We start from the raw sequence: 16,054 nt of genomic DNA, 5'->3' as shown, positions 1-16,054 counted from the left end.
GCCATGACGCGTTAATAACCCGAGTAGAATTTTTTTTAAATCAAGTGGTTCAACTATGCATTCCAAAAAATTCACAAGCAGTAAACCGGCAGCTAATATTACCAAGCTTTCACCTTTAGGATTAGAGAGCAATCATCTGGTAGCAGATTTCAAGAGGTACTATGGCCATCGTTTAGGTCGCGACGAAAACTGCAGATCTCCCTATTATGCTTATGAAGCGTTAGCTCTGGCGATCAGTGACCGTCTCATTGAGCGGTGGAAAGCGACGTACAACGCTTATAAAAAGGAAGATTGCAAAAGAGCATTTTATTTGTCGATGGAATTTTTGATGGGGCGCACGCTCAGCAACGCAATGCTAAATTTGGGCGTTACCGATGTTGCAAAAAGTGCAATGTACGAGCTCGGTCTGGAAATCGAAGAACTCATTGACAGCGAGCCTGATGCGGGCTTGGGCAATGGTGGTCTCGGGCGATTAGCCGCTTGTTTCATTGACAGTTGCGCGACACTTCAATTGCCGGTGACAGGTTATGGTTTGCGCTATGAATACGGCATGTTCAGCCAGACGCTGGTCAATGGTGAGCAAGTTGAAAAACCGGACCATTGGTTACGCAATGGCAATATTTGGGAGATAGAAAGACCTGAATATGCTCATAGAATCAAGTTTGGCGGGCACACCGAATCTCATATCGATGAGCGCGGAAAAAAGAGGGTCTGCTGGATAGATACGCACGATGTGCTTGCGGTGCCTTTTGATACTCCGATTCCCGGTTACAAAAATGGTACTGTCAATACCTTGCGCTTATGGAAAGCGACGGCAACTGAAGAATTTGACTTGCAGGAATTTAATGCAGGGGATTATGCTGAATCGGTTGCGGCAAAAAATACTGCAGAAAACATTACCATGGTGCTCTATCCGAACGATGCCAATGAAAACGGCAAAGCTCTTCGATTGCGCCAGCAATATCTTCTGGCTTCGGCCAGCTTGCAGGATGTCATTGCCAATTGGGTAGGGCGGCATGGCAACGATTTTTCTCAATTTGCAGAAAAAAACTGCTTCCAGCTTAACGACACTCATCCCAGTATCGCGGTTGCCGAGTTAATGCGTCTGTTGATCGATATTCATGGTTTGGATTGGGATCATGCCTGGAAAATTACCAGAAATACGATGGCTTATACCAACCATACGCTGCTGCCGGAGGCTCTGGAGCGTTGGTCTGTTAATTTGTTCGAAAGTTTATTGCCTCGTTTGCTGGAAATCATTTACGAAATCAATTCTCATTTTATAGCAGAAGTTTCAGTGCATTGGCCTGGTGATCATGATCGTATGAGACGGATGTCATTGATTGAGGAAGGTAATGAAAAACAGGTCAGAATGGCATACTTGGCAATAGTGGGCTGCTATTCTGTTAACGGCGTGGCGGAACTTCATTCAAAGCTGCTACAGGAAGGGCTTTTCAGGGATTTCTACGAACTATGGCCTCATAAGTTCAACAACAAAACCAATGGCGTGACCCCAAGGCGCTGGTTGGCGGCTTGTAATCCGGATTTGGCTAAGTTGATTTCCGAAACCATTGGTGATGGCTGGTTGACTGATTTGTCGCAGCTTGAAAAGCTCAAGCCCTATGCAGACGATCCGAAATTCAGAGAAAAATGGTACAACATCAAGCAAGAATGCAAAAGTAAGCTGGTTGAATATAAAAGAACCGAAATGGGCGTTGATTTAAGCACGGATGCCTTATTTGATGTTCAGGTTAAGCGCATTCACGAGTACAAACGTCAACTGCTCAATGTGTTGCATGTTATCCATCTGTATGACCGGATCAAGCGAGGAGAAACCAAAAACTGGACAAATCGCTGTGTACTTATTGGCGGAAAAGCGGCACCTGGCTATTACATGGCCAAAAAAACCATTAAATTTATCAATAACGTTGCTGATGTCATCAATAACGACCCTGATGTGGGCGATAAATTAAAGCTGGTTTTTTTGCCTAACTACCGTGTGTCGGCGATGGAAAAAATATGCCCCGGTGCGGACTTATCGGAACAGATTTCCACGGCAGGAAAGGAAGCGTCTGGTACCGGCAACATGAAATTCATGATGAATGGAGCGCTCACTATAGGCACTCTGGACGGGGCTAATATAGAAATAAGAGAAGAGGTCGGTGATGATAACTTCTTTTTATTCGGTTTGACCGAAGGTCAGGTAGAGGAACTGCGCTCGCATTATGATCCTCTATCGATTATTGAGCAGGATGAAGACTTGAAGAGAGTCATCAAGCTCATTGAGTGCGGCCATTTTAGTTTGCTTGAGCCCGGCATTTTTGACGATGTGGTTAATTCTATCAGGAGTTCTAACGATCCGTGGATGACCGTTGCCGATTTTCGCAGTTATGTCGATGCTCAAAATCGGGCGGAAATTGCTTATCTGGATAAAGATAACTGGACTAGAATGAGTATTCTGAATTGTGCGTCCAGCGGAAAGTTCTCGACGGACCGGACAATCAGTGACTATAACCGTGAAATCTGGAAATTGACGCCCGTTGCACCATTGATCAGTTAATGGTTCGTCATCTGGATGAAGAAGGCGCATCTTCAGCTTTGTCGCCCAATTGCAGTTCTATTTAATGCGCTAATGCCGGGCTTAATAAGGGTCAATAGCCTTTTAAAGCCCGGTCTTAGAGGATTTCCAGTAAACGTCTGATTAAGCCGTATTAAACCAAGTGTGAGTATCCACGCCTGAGAGCGAGAGCGCATTCGGTTTTAGTTGTTAAAAGCTTAGGTTTAAGTCAGCCCTCAAAATATCATCTTTTTTCTGCCTGTTTCATAGACTTTCATATGTTCGATATAGTGCTCTATGAGCCCGAAATTCCTGCAAACACCGGTAATATTATTCGGCTTTGCGCCAATACCGGCGCGCATCTTCATTTAATCAAGCCTTTGGGATTTAAGCTGGAGGATAAAAAATTAAGACGGGCGGGGCTGGATTATCATGAATGGGTTGACATACAAGTGCATGACTCGCTGGTTGCTTATCACGAAGCTAATAAACCTAAAAGGCTTTTTGCGTTGACGACTAAAGGCAAGAAAATATTCTCTGATGTCCCTTTTGCCGCAGGAGATGCATTTTTGTTTGGACCTGAGACACGGGGCTTGCCAAATGCTTTGTTAGCAGCGATGCCGGCTGATCACTTGTTGTGTTTGCCTATGAAACCGGAAAGCCGGAGTATGAACTTATCCAATACGGTCGCCATAATGCTATACGAGGCTTGGCGTCAGAGAGGTTTTGATGGGGCGAGTTTAAAACCAGCAATTAACTAAGCTAGTTTTCGGGTTTTTGCTCTCTTTCCAGCAGGTTTTGAACGGCGATTAAAGGCGATAAGTCGTTGTACAGAACATTGTAGGTTTGTTCGGTAATTGGCATGTCGATGTTGAATTTTTTTGCCAGCAAATACGTTTCTTTGGCGGCTGAAACGCCTTCAATTTCCTGGTTGATTTCTCGTTTGGCGGCTCCTCTGTCTCTGTTTTGTCCTATTGCCAATCCAAATCGTCTGTTTCTGGATTGATTGTCGGTACAGGTTAAAATCAAGTCACCTAAACCAGCCAGTCCCATAAACGTTTCCTGGCGCCCGCCCATTTTTAAACCTAGGCGGATTATTTCATGAAGGCCTCGTGTAATCAGTGCTGCCCGGGTATTGGCGCCAAAGTTCAAGCCATCTGCGATACCGGCAGCAATCGCAAGCGCATTTTTCACTGCGCCGCCAACTTGAACACCAATCAAATCCGAACTGGTGTAAATTCTGAAGCGGGAACTGTGCAGCATTGAGGTGAGTTCATCTGCAAAAGCCATTTTATTGGAAGCGATAGTTATCGCGGTGGGCAAGTCCGCTGCAACCTCTCTGGCAAAAGTAGGTCCAGAGAGCGCCGCAACAGCGGTATCTGCAGAAAAAATGGAATGAATCGAATGGTGGAGTAACGATCCATCTTCAGGGTTAAATCCTTTTGTTGCCCAGGCAATTTGTATGTCTGGCGATACTAAAGGAGATAACTTGAGCAGGGTGTCCTTAAACACCCGGCTTGGTACTGCAATCAAAAGGGTATCGCAGAATTGTGCGGCCTCTTCAAGATCTGACGTTAATTTCAGAGTGGCAGGCAAAGCCACGCCCGGAAGATAGCGTTCGTTAGTTCGTTGTTCAATGGTCGAAGCGATATGGTCGGCGTTATGTCCCCATAGCAATGTCTGGCAGCCGTTTCTGGCTGCCTGAATAGCCAGAGCAGTGCCCCAGGAGCCTGCGCCAAGCACGCATATTTTTTTCATACGGCAATCAATTAACTTGATTGGAGCCCGGTACCTGTTGTTTCAATTGTTGGAGATGTTGATGGTAAAGTGCGTCAAAGTTAACAGGTGCCAGCAGCAATTGTGGAAATCCGCCTTTTGCAACCAGATCAGACACGGCTTCCCGAGCATAGGGAAACAGTATGTTGGGGCAAAAGCTGCCTACCATCGGTCCCATTTCCTCTTCACTAAAACCGCTTAAAGAGTAAATGCCGGCTTGGCATACTTCAACCAGATAGGCGGTCATTTCGCCGCACTTTACCGTGACAGTAACGGTCAGCGTGACTTCATACATGGAATTGTCCAAGGGTTGAACATTTGTTCCTAAATTGAAATCAACTTTAGGCTCCCATTTTTCGGTAAATATTTTAGGGGAGTTAGGCGTCTCAAAAGAGATGTCTTTAGTATAAATTTTTTGAATGGAAAACTGTTTTTCAGGAGCTTGATTAACTTCAGCCATGATCTTCTTTGATTAATGAGGGGTTAGATTAAGGGAGATCGTTTTGGGATGCGATTCTTGGGTTAAGCTTTTTGTTTCTTGCCTGCTTTGATCGGGAGTTTATTGTCCTCCCAGGATTGCATGCCGCCAGTGATAGTGTAGATATCTGTAAAGCCGGCTTTTGTCAGCGATCTGCAAGCAGGAATAGAGCGTGTTCCCGTTTGGCAAACCACAATGACGGGGGCGGATTTGCTTCCTGACAGCTGACTGATTTGTTCTTCAATTTTGCCGGCGGGAATATTGATGGCATCTTCAATATGACCTTTTGAAAATTCGGCGGGTTCTCGAACATCCAGGATTGTCGCGCCTTGGCTGTTCATTTTAACGATTGCCAGCATAGGGGATAGTGACTTGAATTTATTGGTAAAGCTCTCGATTAAGTCTTGTATCAATAAAAAAGTAACCACCGCCAAGGCGAGGGATAGCAAGTAATGGTTTAGGACAAACTCTATTAAACGTTCCATGGATTTACAAAAATTAGTTAGAAAAGAAATGTGAAAAAATCAGTGCGAACAGAAAACGTCGCGCATCATTTTAATGAGTTTGAGCATGCGTTCATCATCGATAAAGTAAAAAACCCGGTTGGCTTCCTTTTTTGAGCCAAGAATGTTTTTTTCTCTGAGGATGGCAAGATGTTGCGAGATATTACTTTGGCTTGTTCCAACCTGCTCCACAATGTCTTGGACGCTGATGGCGTTATTGCCTAGAACACACAGGATTTTGAGTCTTAGTGGGTGCGACATGGCTTTTAAGCAGCGGGCCGCTCTGGCGATGTCTGCATCGTTGTAATCTATGTGTTCGTTGTCTTTGTCCATGTTAACTGATTTGGGTTTGCGGGGGTTGCCAAAAAGAGGCTCAGAATTTTTTTGCACAGCGGCAAGTTACGTGTATTAATATAGCGTCAGCCAGAACGCTTATTTGCTCGAATCACAAAATGTACTGCACGCAATTCAAAGTTCCGTTTACAAATCCCCTACACTCTTGCTTATCCCGGATATATCAGGAATCGAAGAACTGGAAATTGAAATGCTTTAAGTACATAAATGGTCAGCGAATTTAACAAAACAACTTACTAATTTCAATGCTTTTTAAGCAATACACTTATAATATACGCTTTGGGAAAGGATTTCATAATTCTGTCGCCCCTACTTTTTTTGTTTTATCAATCGGAGATGAAAAAATATGAAAATTCGACCGAAGCCGCTGGTCTTATTAATCCTTGATGGATTTGGTTATAGGCAGGAAACAGATAACAATGCGATAGCTTTGGCCAAAACGCCCTGTTGGGATTCCCTCAGTGAAGAATACCCGATGACCTTGATAAACTGCTCCGGCCGTGTCGTAGGATTGCCTGCTGATCAAATGGGTAATTCAGAAGTGGGTCACCTGCACATAGGTAGCGGAAGGTATGTGCCACAGGATCTTTCAAGAGTCAACGATGCTATTGAAGACGGTAGTTTTTTTGAAAATCCGGCTTTGTGCGATGCGGTGGATCAGGCGATTGCTAAGAATAAAGCGCTTCATGTGATGGGCTTGTTGTCACCGGGTGGTGTTCACAGTCACGAATTGCAAATTATAGCCATGCTTGAACTTGCAGCCAAACGAGGACTTAGACAAATTTATTTGCATGCCATTCTGGATGGTAGGGATGTGCCGCCGCAAAGCGCTATGGATTCGATTAAATTGATTGAAGAAAAATTCAGCGAGTTGGGTGTGGGCAGGATTGCTTCCATTGTGGGCCGTTTTTATGCGATGGACAGAGATAAACGCTGGGAGCGGGTCAAAGAAGCTTGTGACTTAATCGTGAAGGCTCAGGCCAGCCATCAGGCGGTTACTGCAAAAGAGGCGCTTCAAGCAGCTTATGATCGAGGCGAAACAGATGAATTTGTTCTGCCCACCGTGATATTGGATCAGCACCATCAAGGGGCTCCACTGGATCAGGAAGATTCCATTGTTTTTATGAACTTTCGTGCAGACAGGGCGCGAGAAATTTCACAAGCAATTACCGATGAAGAATTCAATGGTTTTGAACGCGATTTCCAGCCCCATAAAGGTTGTTATGTCACATTGACCGAGTACCATGAAAAATTTAATTATCCCGTGGCCTATCCTTCGCTGGAAGTTAAAAACGGTTTGGGTGAAACGCTTTCAAAGTCAGGGTTGACTCAGTTACGCTTGGCCGAAACGGAAAAATATGCGCATGTCACCTTTTTTCTTAATGGCGGCACCGATGAACCGTTTCCTGGCGAAGACAGAATATTAGTGCCTTCCCCGAAAGTTAGGACTTATGACCTTCAGCCTGAAATGAGTGCGGAAGAAGTGACCGACCAACTGGTGGGTGCCATACTTGGGCAAAAATATGATGTCATCATATGCAATTACGCAAATTGCGATATGGTAGGGCATACAGGCATGCTCGATGCGGCAATTATTGCAGTCGAAACAATCGACAAATCTCTGCAGAGAATTGTTGAAGCATTGAAATCGGCGGGAGGCCAGATGCTGGTGACAGCCGATCATGGCAACATTGAACAAATGAGTGATGAGCAGTCTGGGCAGCCACATACCGCGCATACAACCAATTTGGTACCCCTGGTTTATGTTTTAGGTGATAAGCCTTTGCTGGAAGGCGGTGGTTTATCAGATTTAGCGCCTACCATGCTGGAAATATTGGGTGTGCCTCAACCGGTTGAAATGACCGGGCGTTCTTTGCTGGGAGCAAAATAGGCAGCAGATGAGGCGTAAATTACTCTCAGGGCTTCTTTATCTGCTCTGCGTGGCAATAGTTCAGGCAGAGCAGGATAAAACGGCCGAAGAATTAAGCCGTATTCAAAGCGAGATCAGTCAAGCCAATCAGACGCTCTCGGAAAATCAAGAACAGCAGGGCAAGTTGATGGCTGAGCTGGCTGAAATTGAAAAGCAATATGGGATAACGGTTGTCTCTCTTAAAGCGATGGAGAAACAAATTGCCGAAAAGCAGCAAAAATTGCGTAAAGTCAAAGATGAGACTAATTCGCTGAGTTCGGACATCAGAGAGCAAAAAACAGCTCTGGAAGTTCTTATTAAAGCGGCTTATGCGATGGGTAAAAAGGACAAGCTCAAGCTCATGCTTAATCAGCAGGATCCGGCGCTATCCAGCCGTATTCTTGTTTATTATGACTACCTGAACAAAGATAGGCTGGCAAAGCTGGATTACATTTTGGAAGCGCAGTCCCGATTAACCGCTCTGCAACTCGAACAGGCCAAAGATAATGAGATTTTAGAGCAAAATCTCAAGGTTAACGAAGCTCAACAAAAATTGCTGGTTGACACGCAGGCCAAAAGAAAAGAGTTATTGGCTTTATTGGAAAAAGATTATTCTTCGACACAAGCTAAATTAAATCAGTTGCAGGAAGGCGAGCAACGCTTGCATAAAGTGGTTGCCGGACTTCAGCGATTCAATTTCAAGGAAGTGATAAAAAGTGTTTTTGACCTGTCTTCAGATCAGCCTTTTGAGAATTTAAAAGGAAATCTACCCTGGCCGGTAGAAGGCCAAATAGTACAAAAATTTGGAAGCCGCCGGATGGATAGCCGATGGGACGGTGTACTGATTGAAGCCAGTGAAGGCACCGAGTTAAAAGCAGTTTCCAATGGGCGTGTGGTTTTTGCGGATTGGCTCAGGGGGTATGGATTACTCATTATTATCGACCACAACGATGGCTATATGACGCTCTATGCCTTTAATCAAAGTTTGTATAAATCGGTAGGTGATCAGGTTAAGGCAGGCGAAGTGATCGCCGCAGTAGGCAAAAGCGGTGGAAGAGATCAGCCCGGACTCTATTTTGGTGTTCGAGAACAAGGAAAGCCGGTCGATCCGTTATTGTGGTGCAAGCAGCCGGAACCCGGCGATGTGGGCTAAATTATTAATTTTTTGGAAAATCAGGTGGTTGGAGTTTTAATGTCCATGCTTAAGAAAAATAGTGTATTGGTATTGGTTTTGGGATTTATTCTGGGCTTGTTTGTCAGCGTAGGCGGTAACGTTCTTGCTGAGCGCGAAAGCGTTGTAAATGAGGCTGAGGATACGAGTGTTTTGCCTTTTGAGGATTTACGTACGTTTACGGAAATTTTCGGGAGGATCAAACGGGATTATGTTGAAACTGTTTCAGATAAGCAATTACTGGAGCATGCCATTCGAGGCATGTTAAGCGGACTGGATCCGCATTCTGATTATTTGACGGTTGATCAGTATAAAGAATTGCAGGAAGGAACGACCGGCCAATTTGGTGGTTTGGGCATTGAAGTCACCATGGAAAACGGCTTTGTGAAAGTCGTATCCCCGATAGATGATACGCCTGCTCAAAGAGCCGGCGTCAAGGCCGGAGACTTAATTGTCAGATTGGATGATCAACCCGTTAAAGGTATGGCATTAGGTGATGCAGTCAAGTTAATGCGGGGAGAGGCCGGCAGCAGCATTTTGTTGACCATTGTCAGAGAGGGTGAAGAGGCACCATTGAAGATAAGCATTACTCGGGACATTATCAAAGTTAAAAGTGTAAAAAATCGCTTGCTGGAAAAGAACTACGGCTACGTTAGAATCAGTAGTTTTCAGTCAGGAACAGGAGAAGGCTTAAGAAAAGCGCTGGAAGAGCTAAGCAAGGAAAATACCGGTAAACTCAGAGGTCTTGTTCTGGATTTAAGAAATAATCCCGGTGGTGTGCTGAATGCGGCAGTTGAAGTCAGCGATATTTTCCTTGAGAAGGGTTTGATTGTCTACACCGAAGGCCGCATTGAAAATTCAGAAATGCGTTTCAACGCTGCTCCTGATGATTTACTTGAAGGTGCTCCGATGGTGGTCTTAATTAATTCCGGTTCTGCTTCCGCTTCAGAAATTGTGGCCGGTGCTCTCCAAGACCATAAGCGTGCAGTCATCATGGGTGATAAATCGTTTGGAAAAGGTTCCGTTCAAACCATTCTGCCTACGAGTAATGGCGGTGCCGTTAAGTTGACTACAGCGCGCTACTATACGCCATCCGGACGTTCTATTCAGGCCGAAGGCATTGAGCCGGACATTCAATTGGATCGCATAAAGCTTGAGACCGTAGAAGCGCCTGACTTTAAGCCTGTAAAAGAAGCTGATTTATCAAGGCATTTAAAAAATGGCAGTAAAAACAAGGTGGAAGAGTCAATGAATCAGGAAGGTACAGAGAAAAAAGATCTTGCGACAACCGATTATCCTTTGCATGAGGCTTTGATGTTGTTGAAAGGTATTGCTATCTTGAAGAAATAAAAAGTTTAATAGCTTACAAAAAACCCGGCTTGCCTTATGGCTGCCGGGTTTTTTTTGCCATTATTCCAGGCTTAACGCAAGTCAACTGTGTAATGAGCCATAGTGTTGACGAGTGTATGGACAAGGTTGATATAAAAGACGGTCTCGTTATAATGCAGGAAAGATGCCTGTTTTGATAATGCTGCCGGAACAGTCTGTTTCTCAAATTACTTTGGAGATTTCATGTTTGTTGAAGTCATGCTTACCGTGGTGGCGACGTCCATTATCCAGTCTGTGTTTGGCGCAGGTGTTTTGCTGTTTGGAACGCCGTTATTGCTTCTCTTTGGGTATGAATTCGTCGATGTATTGACTATATTACTCCCTATTTCAATCGCGATTAACCTGCTGCAAATCCTCAAAGACCATACTCAGATTGATTTTGTGTTTTACCGGAATATAGCGATATTGACGTTGCCGTTTATCGCCGTGTTTTTATTTTTGGTGACCCATGCTCGAATTAATATCAGTTTTTTGATCGGTGGTTTTTTGTTGTTTATTGCTTTTAAGGAATTTCTGCCATCTGTCGCACGCATCATTGATGGCATGATGAAGTATGAAACCCCTTATTTTATAATCATGGGTATTGTTCACGGTGTCAGTAATCTCGGTGGATCATTATTGACCGCGATGATACATCACAAAAAATATCAAAAAGATGTCGCGCGTGTGACAGTGGCAACATCTTATTGTACCTTTGCCCTGATTCAGTTGTTGACACTGGCTCTGTTTAGCAAGCAGCAGATTGATTTATCTATCAATCAAACCGGAATTTATGCGATTGTCGGTGTGCTGGTTTTTATGTTCAGTGATGAGGTGTTGTACACGCAGATTGACAGAGAAAAGTATCAACGCATCTTTGCCGGTTTTTTAGCGATATCAGGCGTTGTGTTGATGCTGAGGTCTATGGTCTGATGAATCGGTTTGGCTGGCTATTCATGTTCATGGGTCAAGCCTATTTGTTTCAGGTTTACTTGTAATGCTGGGTGGCTACTCATGAATCAATTAATAGCAATTGCCTTGGGCGGTTCTGTAGGTGCTGTTATGCGCTTTCTGGTCGCTAACGGGATTTATGCCTGGCTGGGCCGGAGTTTTCCTCACGGAACTTTGTTTGTTAATGTAACCGGCTCGTTTCTGATGGGTTTTCTGTCGGTACTCATGATTCAGCGCTTTTCCATTGCGTTGGAATACCGTGCGGCTATTCTGGTTGGTTTCCTGGGTGCTTATACAACGTTTTCAACATTTGCGCTGGAAACCATAAGTTTGTTTGAAGCCGGCAGTTTGCTTAAGGCCTGTTTGAATGTCTTTCTTAGCGCCTTGTTATGTTTGGTCGCAGTCTGGTACGGATTAATTTTGGGGCGGCAGATGTTTGCGACGGACCCTTATCCGTGGGTGGGGCAGGGCTTGCCTTATGTTGATCTGGGGTTGGCGCTGATAGCCGCTTTTTTTATTTCTTGCCTGGCTGAATGGCTGCATCACCGCCTTGATTTCACGCTGGAAGTGCGAGCCGTCATTTTGATTCTTATCTTAGGTGTGGTGACTATTGCATCGACCCTTTGGTTAGTCTTTAAGTTATCCGAAATTCGCTTTGAATTTCACGGCTTATTGAGTTTGTTCGTTATTAACGCACTATTTGGCGTAGCGGCGGTGTGGTTGGGTATCTTAATGGGGAATTGGTTATGGCAACTCAAACTGTCACAGTAGTGCGAATCTATTTACGCGAAGGCGAGCATCTTCTGAGCAAAATTTTGAAAATGCTTCATGAAAATGGCAAGGCGAAAGGAGCAACCGTTTTTCAAGGGATAGCCGGATTTGGTGAGGATGGCGTTTTGCGTACAGCCTCATTGACCGATCTGGCGATGGATTTGCCGTTGGTTGTGGAGTTTTATGGGGAGCCGGTCCACATGGATGAGTTGATGGCTGAATTAACAATGCGCGTTACTTTGCCCCATATTGTCAGCTGGTCGGCTGTCAGTCATGCTTAATGTTGATCAGGTTGCAATGGATTTGTGGATGAATCGATACAAGGGGGTGCTTGGGATAACTCTGCAGTAACAGCCTGTTACACGCAGAGTTAAAAAAAGGATTATTCAACCAGCAATTCCCAGTTTGAACTTTCAATGTGGCTTTGAGGGATGGCGTAAGCCTTGGGAGGAACGCCGAAGACCCATACGTGGGGGGCATGATGGCAGCATCCGTGCTGCCGACACCCCCGCAAAGCTTACGTCTACCCTTTTTATCATCAAACTCGGAATTGCTGTTGTTCAACAGTCAATCCGGCAAGATATTAAAACTGATTAGCCGGTTTTTGGTAGCTCACTGAAAAATCGTTCAACATCGAAAGCGCCAGCGTCAAATTCTGGTTACCCTCAAAATTAAAGGCGTTGAACCCTGACTGGCTAAGATAAAAAATCTGGTCCGCCAAAAAATTCCCTACGGCACGAATTTCTCCAGTGAAGTGATATCGGTTCTTGAGTAGCCATGCTTTGCTGAATGCGCGGCCGTCAGAAAATATGACGAAATTGATTTCGACTAATGGAATTAATGCCAGGTCACTGGATAACTTTTCCAGATTATCGGTCGATTCGATGCGAACGCCGACTTTTCCGCCATGACTCAGCAGCTGTTCCTTTTCTGTTAGCCAGCGGTCCAGAGTAACTGTGCAATCTCCAGGCAATAAGGGCTGCTCGTCTGCAATAAATTGCCAGTTGTCTTCAATAATATTTCTATCTTTAATGATTTGCATAAACTTGATCTTTAAATGGAGTTAATCCGGCTCTTTTTACCATCTCTAAGAAAGACTCGTCTTCGATGCGGTTTTTGACGTAGACGTCCAAAATGGTGGCAACAGCTTTTGCAATTTGATCTTTAGGTACGGATGGCCCGAGTCTATCGCCAATGGCGGCTTCGTTTTCAGAGGAACCGCCCAGTGTAATCTGGTACCACTCTTCCCCTTTTTTATCGACACCGAGTATACCGATGTGCCCCACGCTCTGATGAGCGCAGCCGTTCATGCAGCCGGAAATATTGATTTTGATATCGCCCAGGTCGTGCAGATAATCCAGGTTATCAAGGGTTTCATTGATTTCACGGGTAATGCCGATTGAGCCCGCGTTTGCCAACGAACAAAAGTCCAGGCCTGGGCAACATATGATATCAGTCGCTGTTCCAATGTTCGGCGTAGCCATTTTGGTTTTGTTCAATTGCTGCCACAAGTCGAACAAGTCTGCCTGTTTCACATCGGCAAAAACCAGGTTTTGCCGATGTGTACTTCGAACTTCTCCAAAGCTGAAGCGATCGGCAAGATCAGCAACCAGTTCCAGTTGATTGTCGGTGATGTCGCCTGGTGGTTCATCGGGCGCTTTTAAAGAGACGAAAGCAGCTCTGTAGCCTGTGGCTTTGTGTTCAACAGTATTGTGTTTAACCCACGTTGCAAAGGCATCATCCGATTCCAGGTGGCTGTGAAAAGTCGAATCGGCAGCTGCGTTGTTGTCATAAGCAGGTAGAACAAAATGAGATTGAATCGCTTGGATACGCTCATCGCTCATTTCCATTCCGTCCTTGATTTGAAGCCATTCTTCATCAACCAGTGCCTTGAATTTTTCCAACCCTTCTTCTTTGACCAGAATCTTGATACGCGCTTTGTATTTGTTATCGCGCCGGCCAAATAAATTATAGATACGGAGAATCGCTTCCAGATAGGATAAAAGATGTCTTTTTTCCAAATAAGGTCTTATCACTTGGCCGATGACCGGAGTACGGCCCAAGCCGCCGCCTACAAAAACCTTAAAGCCGGTTTCACCCTGTTCATTTTTAACCAGATGCAAGCCGATATCGTGAAACTGAGTGGCCGCCCGGTCATGTAAAGCACCGCTGACCGCAATTTTAAATTTGCGGGGAAGGTAGGCAAATTCAGGGTGTAAGGTCGTCCATTGGCGGATGATTTCGCAATAGGGCCGGGGGTCCTCGATTTCGTCCTTGCAAATGCCAGCCAAGTGGTCTGAAGTCGTATTTCTCATGCAGTTGCCGCTGGTTTGGATGGCGTGCATCTGTACTTCTGCGAGTTCTGCCAAAATATCAGGCACTTCTTCAAGTTTTGGCCAGTTGTATTGTACGTTTTGTCGTGTTGTAAAATGACAATAGCCTTTATCGTATTTTCGGGCAATATGGGCTAGTTTGCGCAATTGTGTGGATGACAGTAATCCATAGGGAATAGCAACACGCAGCATGGGGGCGTGAATCTGGATGTACAAACCGTTCATGAGCCTTAACGCACGAAACTGGTCTGCATCGAGTTCGCCCTTTAAAAAACGTTCGGTTTGGTTTCTAAATTGAGCCACGCGCTCATTGATGAGAGTTTGATCGTCTTGATTGTACTGATACATAGGAGGTTGAGCTAATAAGCCTATTTGGCAAAGGTGAGGTCAATTGAAAATAATATACTGCGAGTCTTAAAATGACAAAGTTTATTATATGGTTATAATATTCCGACTTAAATAAAAGAATCGTTTTGAGTAAATTAATTAAAAAAATTAGGGGGTTATTTTGGTACGTTTTTTATTGGTGTTATTGATTCTGGTTTTGCCGGAGTTGGCACTTGCTTCTGGTTTCGAAAGTTTAAAATTAACAGGGACTGAACGGGGTATCTACACTGTCATCATATTTGTCATTGCCTACGGTTTTGTGATGGCTGAAGAGTTTACCGGCATGAAAAAATCAAAGCCGGTTATTCTAGCAGCGGGTATTATCTGGGCTCACGCCGCGGTTTTAGCCACTTCGGCAGGTGTTACCACTGAAGCGCTGCATGAAGCTTTTGAATACAACTTAAAAGAATATGCAGAGTTGATGCTGTTTCTTTTGGTCGCAATGACTTATATCAATGCCATGGCAGAACGGAACGTCTTTGAAGCGCTCCGGTCCTGGATGGTTCGCAAACAATTCGGTTATCGCAAGTTGTTCTGGATCACCGGCATCATTACTTTCTTTCTCTCCTCAGTAGCGGACAACCTGACCTCTGCGCTTCTTGTCGGAGCCGTCGTATTGGCTGTAGGTGCTAACAACGCTAAATTCGTCAGTGTAGGTTTTGTCAATTTGGTTGTTGCGGCCAATGCGGGCGGAGCATTTTGTCCGTTTGGCGATATAACAACACTGATGGTATGGCAGGCCGGTTATGCGGAGTTCTTCGATTTTTTCAAATTATTCATTCCGTCATTAGTTAATTATGCTGTGCCTGCTGCGTTTATGTATTTTGCTGTTCCGGATGAGCAACCGGAAGCTTCAAATGAAGCTGCTGTTGTATTAAAACCAGGTGCAATTCAAGTTTGTGTGTTGTTTTTCCTGACCATCGCTTCGGCAGTCTCATTCAAGCAGTTTCTGCATCTACCTCCTTTTATGGGCATGATGGTCGGTATGTCTGTGTTGATGCTCTATGGATTCCGTATAACAACACTCTACAGAGCCGATGAAAATAACCAGTTCGATATTTTTAACCAAGTTCGTGATGCAGAATGGGATACTTTGCTGTTCTTCTTTGGTGTTGTTTTTGCGGTTGGCGGTTTAGGTTATATTGGCTATCTGGAGCTGTTATCAGCCGCCATGTATGACGGATTAGGTTTTACTACAGCTAATATTCTGGTAGGTGTCATTTCTGCCATCGTCGATAACATTCCAGTTATGTTTGCCGTATTGAACATGGGTCTGGATATGGATCTTTATCAATGGATGTTAGTCACTTTGACGGCAGGTGTGGGTGGATCAATGTTATCGATTGGCTCTGCTGCAGGTGTTGCTTTAATGGGCCAGTCGCAACATAAATACACTTTCTTCAGCCATTTGAAGTGGACCCCGGTCATTGCGGCAGGGTATGCGGCAAGTATTTTTACTCATTACCTGGTCAATGGATGATTTGTTGTCTGAATAA

The 16,054-nt window shown here is 44.6% G+C and carries 15 protein-coding genes; 9 read left to right on the top strand and 6 right to left on the bottom strand.

Going from position 1 to position 16,054, the window contains the following annotated elements; translation table 11 throughout:
- The first annotated feature begins 55 nt into the window (after window positions 1-55).
- Both GO003_RS01320 and trmL read left to right on the top strand, forming a co-directional pair.
- The gene (locus GO003_RS01320; protein ID WP_159652254.1) at window positions 56-2,560 is read left to right on the top strand and encodes a glycogen/starch/alpha-glucan phosphorylase; all 2,505 of its coding nucleotides are present in this window, start codon (window positions 56-58) and stop codon (window positions 2,558-2,560) included.
- 275 nt (window positions 2,561-2,835) lie between these two features.
- Window positions 2,836-3,318 (top strand): tRNA (uridine(34)/cytosine(34)/5-carboxymethylaminomethyluridine(34)-2'-O)-methyltransferase TrmL, encoded by a 483-nt coding sequence (gene trmL / locus GO003_RS01315; RefSeq protein WP_159652256.1) that lies wholly within the window; start codon window positions 2,836-2,838, stop codon window positions 3,316-3,318.
- 1 nt (window position 3,319) lies between these two features.
- Here trmL and GO003_RS01310 read toward each other — a convergent pair whose 3' ends face one another.
- The 4 genes from GO003_RS01310 to GO003_RS01295 all read right to left on the bottom strand — a co-directional run bounded on the left by GO003_RS01310 (window position 3,320) and on the right by GO003_RS01295 (window position 5,647).
- Window positions 3,320-4,315, bottom strand: coding sequence for an NAD(P)H-dependent glycerol-3-phosphate dehydrogenase (locus GO003_RS01310; RefSeq protein ID WP_159652258.1), 996 nt, complete (start codon window positions 4,313-4,315; stop codon window positions 3,320-3,322).
- A gap of 7 nt (window positions 4,316-4,322) precedes the next feature.
- Window positions 4,323-4,793 carry a protein-export chaperone SecB gene (gene secB / locus GO003_RS01305; RefSeq protein ID WP_159652260.1) on the bottom strand — a complete coding sequence of 157 codons (471 nt, stop codon included), beginning with the start codon at window positions 4,791-4,793 and terminating at the stop codon, window positions 4,323-4,325.
- Window positions 4,794-4,855: 62 nt separating this feature from the next.
- Window positions 4,856-5,296 carry a rhodanese-like domain-containing protein gene (locus GO003_RS01300; protein WP_159652262.1) on the bottom strand — a complete coding sequence of 147 codons (441 nt, stop codon included), beginning with the start codon at window positions 5,294-5,296 and terminating at the stop codon, window positions 4,856-4,858.
- 39 nt (window positions 5,297-5,335) lie between these two features.
- Window positions 5,336-5,647, bottom strand: a complete 312-nt coding sequence (locus GO003_RS01295; RefSeq protein WP_159652264.1) for an ArsR/SmtB family transcription factor — start codon at window positions 5,645-5,647, stop codon at window positions 5,336-5,338.
- A 367-nt stretch (window positions 5,648-6,014) separates the two neighbouring features.
- Between GO003_RS01295 and gpmI the strand changes: the two genes are divergently transcribed.
- The 6 genes from gpmI (at window position 6,015) to GO003_RS01265 (ending at window position 12,119) form a co-directional block, all read left to right on the top strand.
- Window positions 6,015-7,559, top strand: a complete 1,545-nt coding sequence (gene gpmI, locus GO003_RS01290; RefSeq protein ID WP_159652266.1) for a 2,3-bisphosphoglycerate-independent phosphoglycerate mutase — start codon at window positions 6,015-6,017, stop codon at window positions 7,557-7,559.
- Between the two features lie 7 nt (window positions 7,560-7,566).
- On the top strand, window positions 7,567-8,730 hold the full coding sequence (locus tag GO003_RS01285) for a murein hydrolase activator EnvC family protein (protein ID WP_159652268.1): 1,164 nt from the start codon (window positions 7,567-7,569) through the stop codon (window positions 8,728-8,730).
- A 45-nt stretch (window positions 8,731-8,775) separates the two neighbouring features.
- Complete coding sequence (locus GO003_RS01280) at window positions 8,776-10,098, top strand: S41 family peptidase (protein WP_159652270.1); 1,323 nt, start codon at window positions 8,776-8,778, stop codon at window positions 10,096-10,098.
- A gap of 222 nt (window positions 10,099-10,320) precedes the next feature.
- A complete protein-coding gene (locus tag GO003_RS01275) occupies window positions 10,321-11,049 on the top strand; it encodes a TSUP family transporter (protein WP_159652272.1) in 729 nt (242 codons plus the stop codon).
- Between the two features lie 81 nt (window positions 11,050-11,130).
- A complete protein-coding gene (crcB, locus tag GO003_RS26345; protein ID WP_159652274.1) occupies window positions 11,131-11,838 on the top strand; it encodes a fluoride efflux transporter CrcB in 708 nt (235 codons plus the stop codon).
- On the top strand, window positions 11,814-12,119 hold the full coding sequence (locus GO003_RS01265; protein ID WP_159652276.1) for a DUF190 domain-containing protein: 306 nt from the start codon (window positions 11,814-11,816) through the stop codon (window positions 12,117-12,119). The genes crcB and GO003_RS01265 overlap by 25 nt, the downstream gene beginning before the upstream one ends.
- 302 nt (window positions 12,120-12,421) lie before the next feature.
- Here GO003_RS01265 and GO003_RS01260 read toward each other — a convergent pair whose 3' ends face one another.
- The gene (locus GO003_RS01260; RefSeq protein ID WP_159652278.1) at window positions 12,422-12,880 is read right to left on the bottom strand and encodes a DUF934 domain-containing protein; all 459 of its coding nucleotides are present in this window, start codon (window positions 12,878-12,880) and stop codon (window positions 12,422-12,424) included.
- Window positions 12,867-14,519 carry a nitrite/sulfite reductase gene (locus GO003_RS01255; protein WP_159652280.1) on the bottom strand — a complete coding sequence of 551 codons (1,653 nt, stop codon included), beginning with the start codon at window positions 14,517-14,519 and terminating at the stop codon, window positions 12,867-12,869. Before GO003_RS01255 ends, GO003_RS01260 begins: the two co-directional genes overlap by 14 nt.
- Window positions 14,520-14,679: 160 nt before the next feature.
- Here GO003_RS01255 and nhaD point away from each other — a divergent pair, with 160 nt between their 5' ends.
- Complete coding sequence (gene nhaD / locus GO003_RS01250; RefSeq protein WP_159652282.1) at window positions 14,680-16,038, top strand: sodium:proton antiporter NhaD; 1,359 nt, start codon at window positions 14,680-14,682, stop codon at window positions 16,036-16,038.
- Window positions 16,039-16,054: the final 16 nt, after the last annotated feature.

Origin of the sequence: Methylicorpusculum oleiharenae, from assembly GCF_009828925.2 — a bacterium.
GTDB classification, from domain to species: domain Bacteria; phylum Pseudomonadota; class Gammaproteobacteria; order Methylococcales; family Methylomonadaceae; genus Methylicorpusculum; species Methylicorpusculum oleiharenae.
Note: the sequence above shows the minus strand (reverse complement) of the source record. Positions and strands in the feature narration are given on the sequence as shown.